This is a genomic window from Pedobacter jeongneungensis, assembly GCF_000633455.1.
Lineage (GTDB): Bacteria > Bacteroidota > Bacteroidia > Sphingobacteriales > Sphingobacteriaceae > Pedobacter > Pedobacter jeongneungensis_A.
Map to the genome: position 1 here is coordinate 1 of NZ_AYMG01000028.1, position 18193 is coordinate 18193.

Below are 18193 nucleotides of genomic sequence, written 5' to 3' on the forward strand. Positions count from 1 at the left end.
AAAATAAATTTTATTTTTTCATTCTCTTTTTCTTCTTTTCCTCTATTTCAATATGCTGGCGTTAACCAGCTTTCCGTTCTTCCGAACCGGGCTGCAAAGGTAGCAATCTTTTTCTCTTTAACAATATTTATTTTAAAATAAATCATGCCCTCCATCTCTCTAAGCCATCCTTTCAACTAAAACCCTTCCTCCGAAGCGGGATGCAAAAGTAGGAAAAATATCATTGCTTCCAAAGGTTTTTCATAGAATACCATAGCGTTTAACGTAAACGCATGGTTTACAAGCAGAAAAAGTTTTGCTTTGCTTAAAACTTTTTGAAAGAACAGGTGTTTAGCGCGGGTTTACCAAACCTATCAGGTTTCAAAAACGGGATAGGTTTAGGCACAATAACCGTTAAAACTTCCGAAATACCTGCCCACCTAAACCCGATCCGATAGCTATCGGATGAAATGGAAAGCCCAAAGCGAAGCGAGGACTTGGAATGAAAAGCGGGAACAAACTTAGATAGTAGCACAATAACTGCTTTGCTGAAAAAATAGCTAGACTTACCGAAGTTCTCCTGTGCCCAGGCCTTTCAAACTGCAGAAGCACCTGCCCACCTAAACCCGATAGCAGCGAAAACACGAAAGTGAGGAACGAACCGAGGCTTTGAAGCGGATAGCGGGAGCAAACTTACATGGTAACACCTAAACTGCTTTGTTAAAAAACAGACATACTTATATAGTATATAAGTGTACCGTATATATATGTTAAAATTTGTTAACTGTTATATTGTACTGAATTGCTTTGCATAGCTTAGCGGCGAATTGTTTTTATTGATGTTATCGTATTATTAATTATCTTTGCAGAATGTTTAAAGTTAAACACTTAATTATTTTAGTATTTGTTGCCGCTCTGGGTATTGCGGGTTGTAAAAGTCGTTTCGAGAAATTGAGAGCGAGTAATGACGTTGCAAAAAAATACCAGGAGGCGCTTCGTTTGTATAATAAACGCGATTACAGTAAAGCTTTGGTGCTTTTTGAAGATCTTTCTCAAAAATACCGTGGTCGTGCAGAAGCTGAGGATCTGAATTACTATTATGCTTATACACTATATAGATTAAGTGATTACACCACTGCGAGATATCAGTTTAAAAGCTTTGCAGATACCTACCCTGCGAGTAAAAACGCAGAAGAAGCGAGGTATATGGGTGCTTACTGTTTCTATTTAGAATCTCCGGCTTTCTCTTTAGATCAGGAAAATACTTATAAAGCGATTGATGCATTGCAATTATTCATCAACTTATATCCTACCAGCGATCGTGCTGCTGCAGCGGGTAAATATATTGCTACTTTAAGGGGCAAATTAGAAGACAAAGCCTTTGAAAATGCCAAAATGTACTTAACTACCGGTCCAAGTAATGTTGATAATTACAGGGCTGCTGTTATTGCTTTAAAAAATGCGCAAAGAGATTTCCCGGATATTAAATATGCAGAGGAAATGGACTTCCTGATGATCAGGGCACAATATTTATACGCGAAAAACAGTTATGTTATCCGTCAGGAAGACCGTTATAATGAAGCACTTGCTTTATATACCGAGTTTACTGAAAACCACCCAGGCAGCAAATTTACGAAAGATGCAAAAGGACTTAAGGATGATGTTGAAGCGGGTATTGTAGCTACCAAACAAGAACTGGCATTATATGCTGCCGATCAGGAAAAATACAAGCAAATGCTTATCAGAACCGGTAAATTAAAAGATACTGCTTCTGCAAAGCCAACGAATGCAGATAATACGAATATTAAAAACAAGTAATACATGAATACTAACAAACCTGCTGTACCAAATACTACAGTAACCAGAAACGTACACGATTTAGATAAAACTACTGATAATTTATACGAATCATTAGTGGTGATTGCTAAAAGGGCAAATCAGATCTCGAACAACGTTAAAGAGGAGTTACACGGTAAATTGGCAGAATTTGCTTCTAGCAACGACAATTTGGAAGAAATTTTCGAAAATCGTGAGCAGATTGAAATCAGCAAGCACTACGAGCGTATGCCTAAGCCTGTTTTGGTTGCTATTGATGAATTTTTGAATGAGAAAATTTATCACAGAAATCCTGCTAAAGAACAAAAGTAAATGGCATAGCGCATAGCGTTTAGGGCAAAGCGTTTAGCACTACGCTCTATGCTCCATGCCTTATCTACTCTGCGCATTATGCTAAAAAATAAAAATATAATCCTTGGCGTTTGCGGTAGCATTGCGGCATATAAGTCGGCTTTTTTGGTTCGACTGCTCGTTAAAGCTGGTGCAAACGTAAAGGTTATTCTTACCCCTGATGGTGCTAATTTCATTACACCACTAACCCTTGCTACGCTTTCTAAAAACCCTGTTTATACACAATATTTCGAAGAAGAAACGGGTGTTTGGAGCAATCATGTTGAATTAGGTCTCTGGGCCGATCTCATCATCATCGCTCCGGTAAGTGCCAATACTTTGGCCAAACTGGCAACGGGAATCTGTGATAATTTATTAACAGCGGTTTATCTTTCGGCCAAATGCCCGGTGTATGTTGCACCTGCAATGGACCTGGATATGTGGAAACACGAAACTACTCAAAGTAATATTGAACGGATTATTAGTTTCGGAAATACGGTTATTGCTCCTGCCAATGGCGAACTTGCGAGCGGGCTTTGGGGCGAAGGCCGAATGGCTGAACCTGAAGAAATTGTTTCTTTTCTGGACAATGCCATTAAGAAATCATCTCCATTATTTGGCAAAAAAGTAATGGTTACCGCTGGTCCTACTTACGAAGCTATCGATCCTGTCCGTTTTATTGGTAACCATTCGTCAGGCAAAATGGGTTTCGCCATTGCTGATGAATTAGCTAAGCTGGGTGCCGATGTTACTTTAATTGCCGGACCAACTGCGCAAAAAGTTACTCAAAGTTTAAAAAGAATTGATGTGGTGAGTGCCCGGGAGATGTTCGATGCCTGTACTTTAGTTTTCCCTGAAAGCGATATCACGGTGATGTGCGCAGCCGTAGCCGATTATCGCCCGAAACAAGTGGCCACACAAAAAATCAAAAAACAAGATAGCGACCTGGTTTTAGAACTGGAAAAAACCACCGATATTCTTGCCTCATTGGGCAGAGAAAAAAAGGCGAATCAAATTCTGGTTGGCTTTGCTTTAGAAACCAATGATGAAGAGAATTATGCAAAAGGCAAACTGGAGAAGAAAAACCTTGATCTTGTCGTTTTAAATTCTTTAAATGATAAGGGTGCAGGTTTTAAATCAGATACCAATAAAATTACTATTTTTAACAAAGCTTTAGAACGGACTGTATTCGAGATGAAATCGAAAACCGACGTGGCTAAAGATATTTGTACTGCCATTTTAAAAATTGCGAAATGATAAAAAAGATTTTTTGGATATTGTTATTGGTTAGTTTCGGTAAAGTACACGCGCAGGAGTTAAACGCAAGGGTAACTTTACTGGCCCCACAGGTTTCGAACATCAGTAAACCAACTTTAGACGCCTTACAAAAAACAATCCGCGATTTTTTAAACAACAATAAATTCAGTAACGAAAGTTATAAACCACAGGAACGTATTGAGTGCAGTTTTGTCATTACCATCAACTCGTGGGATGGTGGCTCTGGTTATACTGCCGAGGCACAGATTCAAAGTAGTCGTCCGGTTTTTAACAGTTCTTACAACAGTACACTGCTAAACATGAGTGATAAAAATTTTGATTTCAGCTATCTTGATGGTTCTACCATTGATTTTTCTGATCAGAATTACATTTCTAATATCAGTGCCCTCCTCACCTACTATGCTTACACCATCATCGGGATGGATAAAGACAGTTTTAGCAAAATGGGCGGGACACCTTTTTATAAAAAAGCACAGAACATTATCAATTTAGCACAGGCATCGGGCAATACAGGCTGGAAAGCTGCTGATGGTTTACGCAACCGTTTTTGGTTTAACGAAAATGTACTGAACCCTATATTTAGCGAATTACGCAATTTCATTTATAGCTACCACCTAAACGGATTGGATCAGCTTACGGATAATGATAAAGGTTTAACCCAGATTGTGGCTGCCCTACCTGCTCTTCAGCAAATGGACAAACAAAAACTAGGTTCTATTTTTCCGAATGTTTATTTCGCTTCTAAGGCAGAAGAAATAACAAACGTCCTTTCTAAATTAAATGGACAGGAGCGCATGAAAGCCTACAACATGCTGGCAGAAATCGATCCGGCCAATATTGGTAAGTATGAAGGACTGAAGAAGAATTAGTTTTTTTGGGTTAACTGGTTAATAGTTTAAATCGGTTAATCGACCCGCAATACGCCTAACGCCATACGCTAAACTAGCTCATTTTTGCTTGCAGACATTTTTTAGAAAAGCATGTTCAGTATTTCAATTAAGGTTAGCCCTGCTTTTGTTCATACACCTTCAGGCCTTAAACACGGGCCGGTATCCACATCAATCAGGTTTAATAACTTGAGGTAGTTTTTCATAGGTGGGGTTTTTCTTTCTAAAGTCTAACAGGCATGCAACATTCTACCCTCCGCTGCGTCTTATCTCCAAACAAGCTTTTTTAACTTTGTGCGCAGTTAACTGATTAACCAGTTTCAACAATTAACCAATAAAGTTAAAAATTTGTTAAAATATTTTGTTATTACGAATATCTTCGTACATTTGATTACGAAATAATTCGTACAACCTGTAACATATGAGCAATCACAACATCAAACCAACAGAAGGTGAAATGGAAATCCTTCAGGTGCTTTGGCAAAAAGGTAACGCCACGGTAAGAGAAGTGCATGAGGCATTGAATAAAAAAGACTCTGGTTATACCACTACCCTAAAGCTAATGCAAATTTTGCACGAAAAAGGAATGGTAGAAAGAGATACGAACCAAAAAACGCATATATACAAAGCATTGGTTAGCCAGGATAAAACTGAAAAACAATTGGTAACCAAAATGATCGACAATGTATTTAACGGATCGGCGGCAAGATTGGTGATGCAGGCTTTAGGTAATCACAGTGCCAGTGCGGATGAAATTGATGAAATCAAAAAATATTTAGATAGCCTTAAGTAAGGTTAAGTTGAAGGTTGAAAAGTGTAGGGTTTGGGTCCCTAATAAACATTAACATTTTCGGTTTATCCCGGCATAAAAAATTAAAACCACCGTTATGGAAACTTTATTACAACAGTTTATCAAAGCATTTGGATGGAGCATTTTAAATTCACTTTGGCAAAGTGCTATTATTTATGGCATCCTGTTTATCATCATGCTAAGCATACCAAAGCTGGCAGCAAAATATAAGCACAACCTTGCTTTTGGTGCCATCATTTTAATGTTTATTGGCTTTGCCTATAATTTCATTAATCAGTTAATACAAGGCTTGAGTAGCCAGGCGCCTGCCATCAATCTTCAAAATATACAGGTTTACCAATATTTTAATAACCTGCCACCAAGCTTTAGCAGCAAAGCAGAACAGTATTTCCCTATTGTGGTAGCTTTTTATGCGATTGGCATTGTCCTTCAGTTATTTGTGATTGTTAAAGGTTATGGTCAGCTTTCTAAATTGAAAAAGGAAAGTTTAAGTGCCATTCCTGATAGCTGGAAAGCCATTTTCGAACAGGTAACAGCCCATCTTAAAATCAAGAAAGCCATTAAATTTCATTTGTCGTCTATTGTTAATGTACCTTTGGTTATCGGTTATTTAAAACCTGTAGTATTATTTCCTTTGGCGCTGGTTAATCAATTAGATAACGATCAGGTAGAAGCCATCTTAATCCATGAACTATCGCACATCAGAAGGAACGATTTCTTACTCAACCTGATTAAAACGGCAATCGAAACCTTATTGTTCTACAATCCATTTGTTTGGATGGCTGGTAGGTTTATACACATAGAGCGCGAACACGCCTGTGATGACCTGGTTTTGAAAATTACCGGAAAACCGTTGAACTATGCCCATGCCCTGCTTAAACTCGAGCTCCTCAAAGATAAAAACAGTCCGGCCTATGCACTAGCTGCAACAGGTAAGACCCAAAATTTATATCAACGCATTAAAAGAATAACCAACATGAAAACAAATTATTTAAACGCCAAACAGCAAATGGCAGCCCTAACCCTGGGTGTAGCCTGCTTGTTTTCTATAGCCTGGATCAATCCAACCGAAAAGAAAAAAGAAAGTAAAAAACAACCTAAACAGGAGATTTTGAGCGTACGGTCTGCTAACGGAACCATAAGCCACCTGATCTGTACCGATACCACAAAAAAACGTAAGATAAAAATTGTAACCATTGATGCAAATGGCAAGAAAACAGAATATAACTCAGTAAAAGAAATGCCTGATAGCTTAAGAAAAGATTTTTACAGGGACGAGCTTTTTGCTGATAAGGGCATCTATCGCATCCATGCCGATAGTTCATTCAAATTCAGGTTTAACGATTCGTTGGTTCGCAATAAAATTTTCAAAGAGTATAATTCACCAGAAGCCCAGGCCAAATGGAAAAAATTTGGTGAAGACATGGCCAAACAATATAACTCACCAGAGGCGCAAGCCAAATGGAAAAAGTTTGGTGAGGATGTAGCCAAGCAATACAACTCCCCAGAGGCACAAGCCAAATGGAAAAAATTTGGTGAAGAAATGAACAAGAAAATGAACTCACCAGAGGCACAGGCGAAGTGGAAAAAAATGGGTGAAGACATGGCCAAAGAATTCGGTTCACCAGAGGCGCAGGCAAAATGGAAAAAGATGGGTGAAGATATGGCTGCAAAATTCAATACTCCAGAGTTTAGAGCACAATTGGATAACATCAGGATACAAGCTTTGAAATCGGGAGATATGGCTCATTTATCAGGTTTAACACGATTGCAGTCTGATTCGATATTTAAAGGAAACAGACATATGCTTACCGGTCCGGACGGTGCTATTTTTTATTACGATAATAACAACAAAGTAAAACAGACTGAAGAATATAAAAAGCTGAAAGAAAAATTCGACATTGAGGTAAAAGAGCTGAAAGAGAAAATGGAGAAGAAAGAGAAAAAAGAAAAAGTTGAAGGTGGTAACAAAAGTTCACAAATCAGTCCTGCTGTTATGATTTACAACAATAAAGATTTTTCAGATCCTGTTAAAACATTGAAAATTGAGAATGCAGTGGTAACATACAAAAAAGCTGATTTTAAAAATGCAGATCAACTCGCGGTAAAAAGCTTTGTAAAAAATGGCAACCTAACCATTGCCAATAACAATGCAATCAGCATTTCGATAAAATAAAACTACACACAACCAAACAGATTATGAAACAGCGGAGATTATTCTTCGCTGTTTTTGTTTTGTACTGGCCTGTTGAATAAATTTTAATATTTTTGCTTAGTATGCTACAAAAACTTTCTATCCGTAATTACGCATTAATTGATAGTCTTGATATCGAATTTGATAAAGGCTTAAACATCATCACAGGTGAAACCGGTGCCGGTAAATCCATCATACTGGGTGCATTATCATTAATTTTAGGTCAGCGGGCAGAAAGCAAATACTTTTTTAACCAGGATAAAAAATGTGTTATTGAAGGTAGTTTTGCACTTGCAGATGAAAACCTGAGAGAACTTTTTGAAGAAAATGATCTCGACTTTTCAAAAGAAGGTCTTTTACGGAGAGAAATCTCTATAGATGGCAAAACCAGATCGTTTATTAACGATACTCCTGTTAACCTATCTATCCTTAAACAAATTGGCGAAAAACTGATCGATATCCATTCGCAACATGCCACACAGGAAATTAATGATGCCGATTTTCAATTATTGATTGTAGATTCATTGGCCAACCATCAGCCGCTCCTACTTAATTACCGTAGCGGGTTTAAAAAACTTAAACAAGATACTTCACTATTAAAAAAACTAATCAGCGAAGCCGACGAAGCCCGTAATAAACAAGATTACGAACAATTTCTGTTTAACGAACTCGAACAGGCAAAATTACAGGAAGGCGAGCAGGAAGAGCTGGAGCAAGAATTGGAGCGCTTAACACATGCCGAAACCATTAAACGGGCCCTACTAACTGCTTCAGGATTAATTAATGAGAGCGAGCCATCTGCCCTGCAGATTTTAAAAGAAGCATCATTACAATTACAGGGTGTTGAAAAATTCGATCCTGCAATTAATATGCTTTATGAACGTTTGCGCTCATCGATTATTGAGATAAAAGATATTTCCGACGAAGTTTCTTCAATAGAAGAAAATACTTTACACAGTACCGAGCGCTTAGAAATTGTAAATCAAAGGCTGGATCTGTTTTATACCCTGCAACAAAAACACAGACTTACCAATAATACCGAACTGTTAGCCCTTCAAAAACAATTGGAAGAAAACCTGAATAAGCTATTATCTTCTGATGAGCACATTGAAAAATTACAGCAAGAAATCGATCAGCTTAAAAAAGAATTACATAAACAAGCCGATCAATTAAGTGTCAACCGTAAAAAAGCAATCAAGGTGGTAGAAGAGCAAACCAGTTCTACACTGAAAAAAGTAGGTATGCTTAATGCCAAACTGGTGCTGGATCAAAAAGTATTACCTGAGCTGTATAGAGATGGGTTAGACGAAATTAACCTACTTTTTACAGCAAATGCTGGTCAGGCCCCTGCCCCTGTAAACAAAGTGGCTTCAGGAGGTGAATTATCACGGTTAATGCTCGCCATAAAAGCTTTATTGGCTAAACACACCTCCTTACCAACGATTATTTTCGACGAGATTGATACCGGAATTTCGGGCGAAACTGCCTTAAAAGTTGGCGAGGTAATTTCCGAACTGGGCGAAAACATGCAGGTTATTTCGATAACCCATTTACCACAGATTGCTGCCAAAGGTACATCTCATTATTTTGTGCATAAAAATGAAGATAAAGGTAAAACCACTACCGGAATCCGCAAACTTAAACAGGAAGAACGCATTGGTGTAATTGCCGAAATGTTAAGCGGGAAAAACCCGGGCGCATCGGCGATTGAAAATGCAAAGGAATTGCTGGCTTAGCTACCCTCCCTGGTCTGTGCCCCCACGGGCCATTTCGAGTTTTATTGAAATTAGTAGTCTGTGAGGACACAGACCACGGAACGGGAATTATTGGGTTAATTTATCATCCTAATGCCCCCTGGTCTGTGTCCCCACAGGCCATTTTGGGTTTTATTGAATTAGGGGTCTGTGAAGACACAGACCACGGAATTACTGTTAAGTAATATTTCTTTTGCATTTTACATAAACTAACAAATTAGTTTATATTTACATCATGAAATCCTTATTAATCGTATTTTTATTATTCACTGGTAAATTTTGTCTCGCACAGCAAAGTTATATACTTTCAGGTACGGTTAAAGATAAACGTGGCGAAGCATTACCTGGCACCGGTGTTTATGTAAGCGGTTATAAAATTGCCACTGTTACGGATAATAATGGCAAATATACACTCCCCTTAAAACCAGGTAACTACGACATTTTGGTACAGCTAATTGGCTATAAAGCCTTAAATAAAAATGTAGTGATTTCGGATAAAGCGGTAAAACTTGACCTCACTTTAGAAGAAAGCATCACTCAATTAGCCGATGTAACCATTAAACCCGATCCGAACAGGGCGCATTATATTGAAATGTTTAAGGGTTACTTTATCGGCACCACACCTAATTCGGAACAATGTAAATTGATCAATCCAAACGTATTGATTATTGATTATGATAAAGAGGCGTTCAAGCTCACTGTAAAAACCACTGAATTCCTGATTGTCGAAAACAAGGCACTCGGTTACCGCATTAAATACCTGCTGAATAATTTCGAGTACGATAGTAAAACGAGGATCATTTATTATGAAGGTTTTCCTTATTATGAAGATTTAAAAGGATCGGTACGGAGAAAGAAAATCTGGGAGCAGAAGCGGCTTACGGCTTATTTAGGTTCTTCACAACACTTTTTTAAGTCGATTTTTAATCAACGTGCAACCGAAGAAGGTTTTATCATTAATAAATTGATCACAAAAGAAAACCCTGATAAACCATCCGACAGTGCCATTAATGCCAATATTAAACGCTTAACAAAAGCACAAACTGGTTTAACCAGGCCTTTAACCATTACCGTGGGCGATTCTTTAAGTTATTGGATAAAAAAGAAAAACCTGCCCGGTGGCATATCTATTTTAAGCCGCGCCCCTATTTTACAGGATACCCTGGTGCATGTGGAGAACCAAAGTATAAAAAGCGTTAACTTTACGGATAAGCTTTATGTGGTTTACACCAAAGAAAGAGAAGATCCTGCATATGCCAACCGGATAGGTTTATCCATTGCCAGACCTTTAGATATGCCCGATTATCAGATTTCTACCATCAGCCTGCAGGTAGTTCCCGTATATTTTTACGAAAACGGCTCCATTTACAATCCACGTTCTATGATTTATTCGGGGTATTGGGCCTGGGAAAAAATTGCGGATAGTGTTCCGATGGATTATTTACCCCCGGTTAGTTTAGAAGGGAAAAAGTAAATAACCATTAATACGGGTAAAGAGAAAATTATACAGACAACTGAGATCAAGTATTTTTTTTGAAAAGCAAATACAGTGCTCCTTTTAAAATGTCCAACTTTTTGGGGGCAGTCCATAATACTGTTGAGGATTTTAGAACTATGGAGCACATGCCCTTGTTAAATAAACCAGACAGAGCGCGTAGCCCACAGTGAAGCGTAGCGTAACGAGGACTACAAGCGATGGCGGGGCTACTTTGTCCATGGAAAACAGACCATCCGTTTCCAAATCGAAAGAGAGCTTTACTTTTTAATTAATTTTCTTCAAATATCCTTCGCTGTACTACCATTGACAGAGCCCTGTAGAGAGGTCGTCATTGCGAGGAGGAACGACGAAGCAATCTTTCCTGCTAGTGATTCTTGCTAGAAAGATTGCTTCGTCGGCTGAAAAAGCCTTCTCGCAATGACGATAAATCGAAGCACAAAATAACGTTTGCCATCAAATGTTAAATTTGTTAAAAATCTTTTGCGTTTTTAATAAATATTAAGCCTTTTAATTACATTCGTCTCTATGATTAAAAGCCTTTTAGTAGCCCTTATGCTAATCATTCTGGGTACTAATGTCAACGCTCAAAACACCTTCTCTATTAGTGGTCTGGTTCGGGACCAAAAAGATGGATTACCCGGTGCAAGCATCTATTTAAGTGGTTATAAAATTGCAACGGTAGCCGATAATGATGGCCGCTTTAAACTCACCAACCTGAAACCCGGCAGTTACGATATCCTTGTTCAGCTGGTTGGCTACCTCCCCTACTCCAAAAGCGTAATCATTTCTGATAAATCGGTACAAGTGGAGTTGGTTTTAAAAGAAAATGTTGCCCAGCTTGATGAAGTGGTGATCAGGGCCGATCCTAACCGGCAGAAATACATTAATCAGTTTAAAGAATTTTTTATCGGCAAAACGCCCAATGCAACACAGTGCAAAATTTTAAATCCACAGGTTTTAAATGTTGATTACGACGTAACCAAAAGTACACTCACGGTTTCTACAACAGAATTTTTAGTGGTAGAAAACAAAGCTTTAGGTTATCGCCTTAAATATATGCTCGATCATTTCGAATACAATTCGCGTACACACATTATTTATTATTCTGGTCACCCCTTTTTTGAAGAGCTAAAAGCTTCCGCAGCTAAAAAGAAAAAATATATTGCTGCGCGTGAAATAGCCTATTATGGCTCTTCGCAACACTTTTTTCGCTCACTTTATGCCAATAAAACACAGGAAGAGGGTTATATCATCAATAAAATGATCAAAATTCCTAATCCTAACCGTTATCCGCAGTATGTAATCAATACCAATTTAGAAAAGATTAAAGCTGTACCCGAAAAAACGGGCATCAGACAAACTAAAGGTAAAATAGATACTGCTTTACTCGCTTTTTGGACAAAACAACAGGAAATGCCAAAAACTATCGATAAATTTTCGAGAGCAGACGTACTGACAGATACTTTGGTACATTATTTTAATCAGAATTTAAAGTACATCAGTTATACCGATGCTCTACTGATCCAATACACTAAAGAAAAAGAATCAATGGCCTATTCTAAAACGGGTTTCTGGATCTTCAGGCCTTTAGATGTTCCTGAAAATGAAATTTCGGTTGCCAATTTAACCGGCGAAGGTGTTCGTTTTTACGAAAATGGCGGCATTTACGATTCCCGCTCGCTCCTTTTCGAAGGGTATTGGGCATATGAAAAAGTGGCTGATATGGTGCCGATGGATTATGTACCGCTTCCAAAAAAGGAATGATGGTTGATGGAAGACGGAACATGGAAGATGGCATTTTTAAACTAAAATTGTTGAAAAGTAACTTTTCTTAGCTTTTAAAATTACTAAAAATATTAGTAATTTTAACCTATGATTGGCGAAGAAGAAAAACAGTATTTTAAAGGACGGGGCGCCCAGGTTAATCCACACAACAAATTTTTAAAGGATGTTTATGTAAAAGAACATCAGGAAGGGATTGATGATTGGGAAGAAAGCGACCGCAAAACTGCTTTCATTTTCGAAAATTCGAAAACCATCGTAAACAAGGTTGATAGCCCGGATGTGGGCATGGCCTACTCCCTTAATCCTTATCAGGGCTGCGAACATGGCTGTACTTATTGTTACGCCCGCAACTCGCACCAGTATTGGGGTTATAGCGCCGGGATAGAATTTGAACGGAAAATAATTGTAAAAAAGGATGCTCCGGAACTTTTTAAAAAGTTTTTAGAGAAAAAAGGCTGGGATGCCACCACCATTTCACTCTCGGGCAATACCGATTGTTACCAACCTGCTGAAAGAAAATTTAAACTCACCCGCCAATTACTGGAAATCGCCCTGGCTTACAAGCAGCCCATCGGCATGATTACTAAAAATTCATTAATTCTCCGCGATCAGGATATTTTACAGGAAATGGCCAAATTAAACCTTTGTATGGTTTATGTTTCTATCAATAGTTTAAATGAAGATTTACGACAGGTAATGGAACCGCGTACGACCACGGCCAAACAACGTTTGAAAGTTGTGGAGGAGTTGAGCAAAGCCGGAATACCAATGGGTGTAATGGTCGCGCCGCTTGTACCCGGTTTAAGCGATCATGAAATTCCGAAAATTTTAAAAGCGGTAGCCAATGCCGGTGCCATTAAAGCGGGTTATACTGTAGTGCGGTTAAACGGAGCCATTGGACAGATATTTGAAGATTGGCTGCGAAAAAACTTTCCAGATCGTTTTGATAAAGTTTGGCACATGATTCAGAGTTGCCATGGTGGCAATGTAAACGATAGCCGTTTTGGAAACCGAATGCGTGGCGATGGCAATATTTCTCAAATGATCAGGGATAACTTCAGGCTGCACTGCCGTTTAAACGGTTTAAATGTAAAGGATATTATTTTAGACCACACTTTGTTCAAAATTCCCAGTAACCAAGTAAGTCTGTTTTAGTTTTATTTTAGTTGGTTCCGATTTGTAAACGGGACTTTTTGACCTTCGGATTTGTAATCCGACTTTGTTAATTTGTAATCCAGCTCGATTAAACTTAGTTTTAGCCTTATGAATATTGCATTAATAACCTACCTTGATAAAGGCGCTTACGATACCACAACCGTTGAAAGTGAAGACGATAAACTTTTAGATTTCTTAGCTGGAAAGGGGTTAAATATTGAAAAAGTAATCTGGAACGATCAAAATGTAAATTGGGAAGATTATTCGCATGCCATCTTAAAATCACCATGGGATTATTTTGACCTGATTGAAGATTTTTATGCCTGGCTCAATCTTTTAGAAGCTAAAAAGGTGAAGCTACTTAACCCAATTGACGTGGTGAAGTGGAATTCGAATAAACTATATCTCCGCGAAATTGAAGCTACCAGTTTAAAAATTACACCCAGCTTTTTTATACAGAACCAGGAGAAAATAAACCTTAAGGATTTCTTTAAAAAATTTAATACCCATAAATTAATTGTAAAGCCATGCATTAGCGGAGGTGCAAAAAATACTTTTAAGGTAACTGCTGATAATGTTGAAGAAGTAAATCAAAAACTAGATCAGCTCATCCAAAACGAAGACTTTATTGTTCAACCGTTTTTACCAGAAATACTTGAAAGTGGGGAATGGTCTTTCATTTTCTTTAACGGCGTTTACAGCCATTCGTTGATTAAACAGGCCAAACCTGGCGATTTTAGGGTTCAGCCGGCACATGGCGGAACCGTTCATCCGCAACAACCAGGTAAAGAACTGATTGCAACAGCACAGCAATACGTTACCTTGTTCGCCAAAAACTGTTTATACGCAAGGGTTGATGGTACTTTTGTAAATGGAGAATTCTTATTAATGGAGCTGGAGCTGATAGAACCATTTTTGTTCTTAAATACAGAACCTCAAAATTATGAGAAGTATTATAAAGCGTTAATGGAGTTGATTTAAGGTTTAGCATCTTCGTCATTCTCGCGAATGCGGGAATCTTAAAGCGCATTAAGATTCCCACCTGCGTGGGAATGACGCCTGATTTTAGGATTTGTCATCCTGAACCTGTCGAAGGGCTAATTAAATTACAGTTTAGCGTTTCGACAAGCTCAACGTGACAATTCGAAGCTTAATAAGCTAATGATTCTACAGGTTTTATTTCGCTGCAAAAACCTGCACCCAATATTTATCCGTTTTGGCTGCGCCCATCTCTTTAAAAGAGGCCGTCATGATATTTTTGCAATGCTCTTCACTCTTAATCCAATCGTTAAAAACCTGTGCTTCGGTAGTTTGTCCAAAGGCTACATTCTCTCCAACTGATGTCCAGTTGTAACCAGTAGCTTTTACACGTGCACCTGCGGTTTCGCCATTGGCAGAATTATGGGTAAGTGTTGTTATAGACGCCATATATTTACTATGGCTAATGGCTGCAGAACCTAAGTTGATACTCCAGGTTAAAACCCCTACAGGAGGCATCACAGTTGTACCACAATTGCAACCTGCTAAACGGGTATCGTTTACCAGTTTCAGTAAAACGTCGTTATTAATATTGGTTGCAGTAGAAAGTACCAGGGGATCAGTTATTGTTGGTGTAGCGTCAGTTCCTTTTTTACAGGATAAAGCACAGCATAGCGCTATGCATGCTAATGGGAAGGCAATAAATTTCATTAATAGGGAATAGTTTGATGAAAGGTACAATGATTTTATTTAAAAAAAATAATTTCCATCCATCTTTTTCGTACTCCAAAAACAACTATAAATTTTAATGCCCCTTAATTAATCTCTAAAACAAAAAAAACTCCCGATTTTCATCGGGAGTTTCTTATTTATTTACTAGAAGAATCTTCTTCCTGTTTCGGCTCTTCTTTTTTCTTCTCGCCTTTTTTGTGGTTGATCGAAATCAGCTCGGTAGTTTTATCGTAATCAATTTCTAAAACATCTCCTTCGGTTAATTCACCTTTAAGGATCTCTTCAGCAATTGGATCTTCTAAATATTTCTGGATCGCTCTTTTTAAAGGGCGTGCACCAAAATTACTATCGAAACCTTTATCTGCAATGTATTCTTTAGCGTTTTCAGTTAATGCGATTTCATAACCAAGAGTATGAACGCGACCGAATAATGCTTTTAACTCGATATCGATAATCCTAAAGATCTCTTCTTTACCTAGGCTGTTAAATACCACTACATCATCAACACGGTTTAAGAACTCAGGCGCAAAAGCACGTTTTAGAGCACTTTCGATTACACCACGGCTGTGAGAATCGGCCTGATTTGTTTTCGCTGCAGTAGAGAAACCAACACCCTGACCAAAATCTTTTAGCTGACGGGCACCAATGTTTGAAGTCATGATGATGATTGTATTTCTAAAATCAACTTTGCGGCCTAAACTATCGGTTAACTGTCCTTCATCCAATACCTGTAGTAAAATATTAAATACATCAGGGTGAGCTTTTTCAATCTCATCCAATAAGATTACGGCATAAGGCTTTCTTCTAACTTTTTCAGTTAACTGGCCACCTTCTTCGTAACCTACGTATCCTGGAGGCGCTCCCACTAAACGTGATACCGCAAATTTCTCCATATACTCACTCATATCGATCTGGATCAACGAATCGTCGCTATCGAACATGAAACGGGCAAGCTCTTTCGCCAATTCAGTTTTACCTACGCCGGTTGGACCTAAGAAAATAAATGAACCGATTGGTTTTTTAGGATCTTTTAATCCAGCTCTTGTACGTTGGATAGCTTTGGTTAATTTTTTGATCGCATCATCCTGACCAATAATTTTCTCGGCCACTTTATCGTACATATTCAACAGTTTTGCACTGTCTGTTTGTCCAACACGTTGTACCGGGATACCAGTCATCATTGAAACCACTTCTGCTACATTATCTTCTGATACTTCGTAACGTTTTGTTTTGGTTTCAGCTTCCCACTCTGCTTTGGCTTTATCTAATTCTTCAATTAAATTTTTCTCTGTATCGCGGAGTTTTGCAGCTTCTTCATATTTCTGGCTACGTACAACTTTGTTTTTCTCTAGTTTGATGTCTTCGATTTTCGCCTCGATATCAATAATGTTCTGTGGAACGTGGATGTTGGTTAAGTGAACACGTGAACCTGCCTCATCTAAAGCATCAATCGCTTTATCTGGCAGGAAACGGTCAGAAATGTAACGCGAAGTTAAAGTAACGCAGGCTAAAATAGCTTCGTCTGTATAAGTTACACCGTGGTGTTCTTCATATTTATCTTTAATACGGGTTAAAATCTCAACAGTTTCATCCGGTGTTGCAGGCTCAACCATCACTTTTTGAAAACGACGGTCTAAAGCGCCATCTTTCTCAATGTACTGACGGTATTCATCTAAAGTTGTAGCACCAATACATTGAATTTCGCCCCTTGCCAAAGCAGGCTTGAACATGTTTGAGGCATCTAATGAACCTGATGCGCCACCAGCACCAACAATGGTATGGATCTCATCAATGAACAAAATTACGTCTGTAGATTTTTCAAGCTCGTTCATCACGGCTTTCATACGTTCTTCGAACTGACCACGGTATTTTGTACCGGCCACCAGCGATGCCAGATCTAACGTAACTACACGTTTGCCAAAAAGCACACGCGAAACTTTACGTTGTACAATGCGTAAGGCCAAACCTTCAGCAATTGCCGATTTACCAACACCTGGCTCTCCGATCAAAATCGGGTTATTCTTTTTCCTGCGGGATAAAATCTGCGATACACGCTCAATTTCTTTCTCGCGGCCTACAATTGGGTCTAAACGACCTTCTTCTGCTGCCTTGGTTAAGTCACGACCGAAGTTATCTAAAACCGGAGTTTTAGATTTTATATCCGAAACCTTTTTAGGTGTACTAAAGCTTTCTTCTTCGCGATAATCGTCATCGCCTCCTGTAGAAGCGCTATTTGAGATATCATCTCTGAAACCATTTTTATTCACTTCAACCTCCTGTTTAAAAACATCATAAGTAACGCCATACTGTAATAAGATCTGCGAGGCGATGTTATCATCATCTCTCAAAACCGATAACAGTAAATGTTCGGTGCCAATTAAATCGCTTTTAAATATTTTAGCTTCTAAATAAGTGATTTTTAAAACTTTTTCTGCCTGTTTTGTTAATGGAATATTGCCTAAGTTTACTGTAACACTCGAAGTACCGCGCACGGCATCTTCAATTGAGCGGCGCAATTTACCGGTATCAACCCCTAACGATCGTAAAATTTTTATAGCCATACCATCGCCTTCGCGAATGAGGCCCAATAATAAATGCTCGGTTCCGATGTAATCATGCCCTAAGCGGAGCGCTTCCTCCCTACTAAAAGAGATTACATCTTTAACCTGTGGTGAAAATTTTGCTTCCATAATACCTTTCTTAACAGCTACGTCCCTAAACTATAAAATAAATTATAAAAAGCGACTGTACCATTTTGTTTATTTTATCAACAATTGCGCCATATGGGTGGATAAAAGGCAGTAAACATATCCCCCAACCTAAAAAATACGGTATGAATATCGTATTGATAAATATATATCTATCTACGTAATAACTGTTTTATAGGTTTTAAAAGGGGATTTTTTATATAATCTCCCTTTCAAATATCATTTTGTCGGTTTATTGTAAGGATTTTTTCGATTCGATCAACTGACA

General features: G+C 38.3%; 13 protein-coding genes. 11 read left to right on the forward strand and 2 right to left on the reverse strand.

Annotation, left to right across the window (positions count from 1 at the left end):
* The first annotated feature begins 849 nt into the window (after positions 1-849).
* The 11 genes from U859_RS0122925 to U859_RS0122975 all read left to right on the forward strand — a co-directional run bounded on the left by U859_RS0122925 (position 850) and on the right by U859_RS0122975 (position 14488).
* Entirely contained in the window at positions 850-1797 is a 948-nt protein-coding gene (locus U859_RS0122925) for an outer membrane protein assembly factor BamD (RefSeq protein ID WP_025145616.1), read from the forward strand.
* A gap of 3 nt (positions 1798-1800) precedes the next feature.
* Positions 1801-2127 (forward strand): DNA-directed RNA polymerase subunit omega, encoded by a 327-nt coding sequence (locus U859_RS0122930; RefSeq protein ID WP_025145617.1) that lies wholly within the window; start codon positions 1801-1803, stop codon positions 2125-2127.
* A gap of 78 nt (positions 2128-2205) precedes the next feature.
* Positions 2206-3402: a bifunctional phosphopantothenoylcysteine decarboxylase/phosphopantothenate--cysteine ligase CoaBC gene (coaBC, locus tag U859_RS0122935; RefSeq protein ID WP_025145618.1), complete on the forward strand. Its 1197-nt coding sequence runs from the start codon at positions 2206-2208 to the stop codon at positions 3400-3402.
* The gene (locus tag U859_RS0122940) at positions 3399-4292 is read left to right on the forward strand and encodes a DUF4835 family protein (protein ID WP_025145619.1); all 894 of its coding nucleotides are present in this window, start codon (positions 3399-3401) and stop codon (positions 4290-4292) included. The genes coaBC and U859_RS0122940 overlap by 4 nt, the downstream gene beginning before the upstream one ends.
* Positions 4293-4731: 439 nt before the next feature.
* Positions 4732-5103: a BlaI/MecI/CopY family transcriptional regulator gene (locus tag U859_RS0122945; RefSeq protein WP_025145620.1), complete on the forward strand. Its 372-nt coding sequence runs from the start codon at positions 4732-4734 to the stop codon at positions 5101-5103.
* Between the two features lie 94 nt (positions 5104-5197).
* A complete protein-coding gene (locus U859_RS30610; RefSeq protein ID WP_025145621.1) occupies positions 5198-7297 on the forward strand; it encodes a M56 family metallopeptidase in 2100 nt (699 codons plus the stop codon).
* Between the two features lie 101 nt (positions 7298-7398).
* Positions 7399-9051, forward strand: a complete 1653-nt coding sequence (recN, locus tag U859_RS0122955) for a DNA repair protein RecN (RefSeq protein WP_025145622.1) — start codon at positions 7399-7401, stop codon at positions 9049-9051.
* 253 nt (positions 9052-9304) lie between these two features.
* A complete protein-coding gene (locus U859_RS0122960) occupies positions 9305-10543 on the forward strand; it encodes a carboxypeptidase-like regulatory domain-containing protein (RefSeq protein WP_025145623.1) in 1239 nt (412 codons plus the stop codon).
* A 549-nt stretch (positions 10544-11092) separates the two neighbouring features.
* Positions 11093-12331: a carboxypeptidase-like regulatory domain-containing protein gene (locus U859_RS0122965; protein WP_025145624.1), complete on the forward strand. Its 1239-nt coding sequence runs from the start codon at positions 11093-11095 to the stop codon at positions 12329-12331.
* A 108-nt stretch (positions 12332-12439) separates the two neighbouring features.
* Complete coding sequence (locus U859_RS0122970) at positions 12440-13507, forward strand: PA0069 family radical SAM protein (RefSeq protein WP_025145625.1); 1068 nt, start codon at positions 12440-12442, stop codon at positions 13505-13507.
* Between the two features lie 108 nt (positions 13508-13615).
* Positions 13616-14488, forward strand: coding sequence for a RimK family alpha-L-glutamate ligase (locus tag U859_RS0122975; protein WP_025145626.1), 873 nt, complete (start codon positions 13616-13618; stop codon positions 14486-14488).
* Positions 14489-14683: 195 nt separating this feature from the next.
* On the opposite strand, the gene U859_RS0122980 is transcribed toward U859_RS0122975, so the two are convergent.
* Together U859_RS0122980 and U859_RS0122985 are read right to left on the reverse strand one after the other, a co-directional pair.
* Positions 14684-15196 (reverse strand): CAP domain-containing protein, encoded by a 513-nt coding sequence (locus U859_RS0122980; RefSeq protein WP_025145627.1) that lies wholly within the window; start codon positions 15194-15196, stop codon positions 14684-14686.
* A 158-nt stretch (positions 15197-15354) separates the two neighbouring features.
* Positions 15355-17907 carry an ATP-dependent Clp protease ATP-binding subunit gene (locus U859_RS0122985; protein ID WP_025145628.1) on the reverse strand — a complete coding sequence of 851 codons (2553 nt, stop codon included), beginning with the start codon at positions 17905-17907 and terminating at the stop codon, positions 15355-15357.
* Positions 17908-18193: the final 286 nt, after the last annotated feature.

Excerpts from the sequence above, each read along its gene's own strand:
- U859_RS0122925 (WP_025145616.1), top strand. The coding sequence starts at position 850 with ATGTTTAAAGTTAAACACTTAATTATTTTAGTATTTGTTGCCGCTCTG.
- U859_RS0122930 (WP_025145617.1), top strand. The coding sequence starts at position 1,801 with ATGAATACTAACAAACCTGCTGTACCAAATACTACAGTAACCAGAAAC.
- coaBC (WP_025145618.1), top strand. The coding sequence starts at position 2,206 with ATGCTAAAAAATAAAAATATAATCCTTGGCGTTTGCGGTAGCATTGCG.
- U859_RS0122940 (WP_025145619.1), top strand. The coding sequence starts at position 3,399 with ATGATAAAAAAGATTTTTTGGATATTGTTATTGGTTAGTTTCGGTAAA.
- U859_RS0122945 (WP_025145620.1), top strand. The coding sequence starts at position 4,732 with ATGAGCAATCACAACATCAAACCAACAGAAGGTGAAATGGAAATCCTT.
- U859_RS30610 (WP_025145621.1), top strand. The coding sequence starts at position 5,198 with ATGGAAACTTTATTACAACAGTTTATCAAAGCATTTGGATGGAGCATT.
- recN (WP_025145622.1), top strand. The coding sequence starts at position 7,399 with ATGCTACAAAAACTTTCTATCCGTAATTACGCATTAATTGATAGTCTT.
- U859_RS0122960 (WP_025145623.1), top strand. The coding sequence starts at position 9,305 with ATGAAATCCTTATTAATCGTATTTTTATTATTCACTGGTAAATTTTGT.
- U859_RS0122965 (WP_025145624.1), top strand. The coding sequence starts at position 11,093 with ATGATTAAAAGCCTTTTAGTAGCCCTTATGCTAATCATTCTGGGTACT.
- U859_RS0122970 (WP_025145625.1), top strand. The coding sequence starts at position 12,440 with ATGATTGGCGAAGAAGAAAAACAGTATTTTAAAGGACGGGGCGCCCAG.
- U859_RS0122975 (WP_025145626.1), top strand. The coding sequence starts at position 13,616 with ATGAATATTGCATTAATAACCTACCTTGATAAAGGCGCTTACGATACC.
- U859_RS0122980 (WP_025145627.1), bottom strand. The coding sequence starts at position 15,196 with ATGAAATTTATTGCCTTCCCATTAGCATGCATAGCGCTATGCTGTGCT.
- U859_RS0122985 (WP_025145628.1), bottom strand. The coding sequence starts at position 17,907 with ATGGAAGCAAAATTTTCACCACAGGTTAAAGATGTAATCTCTTTTAGT.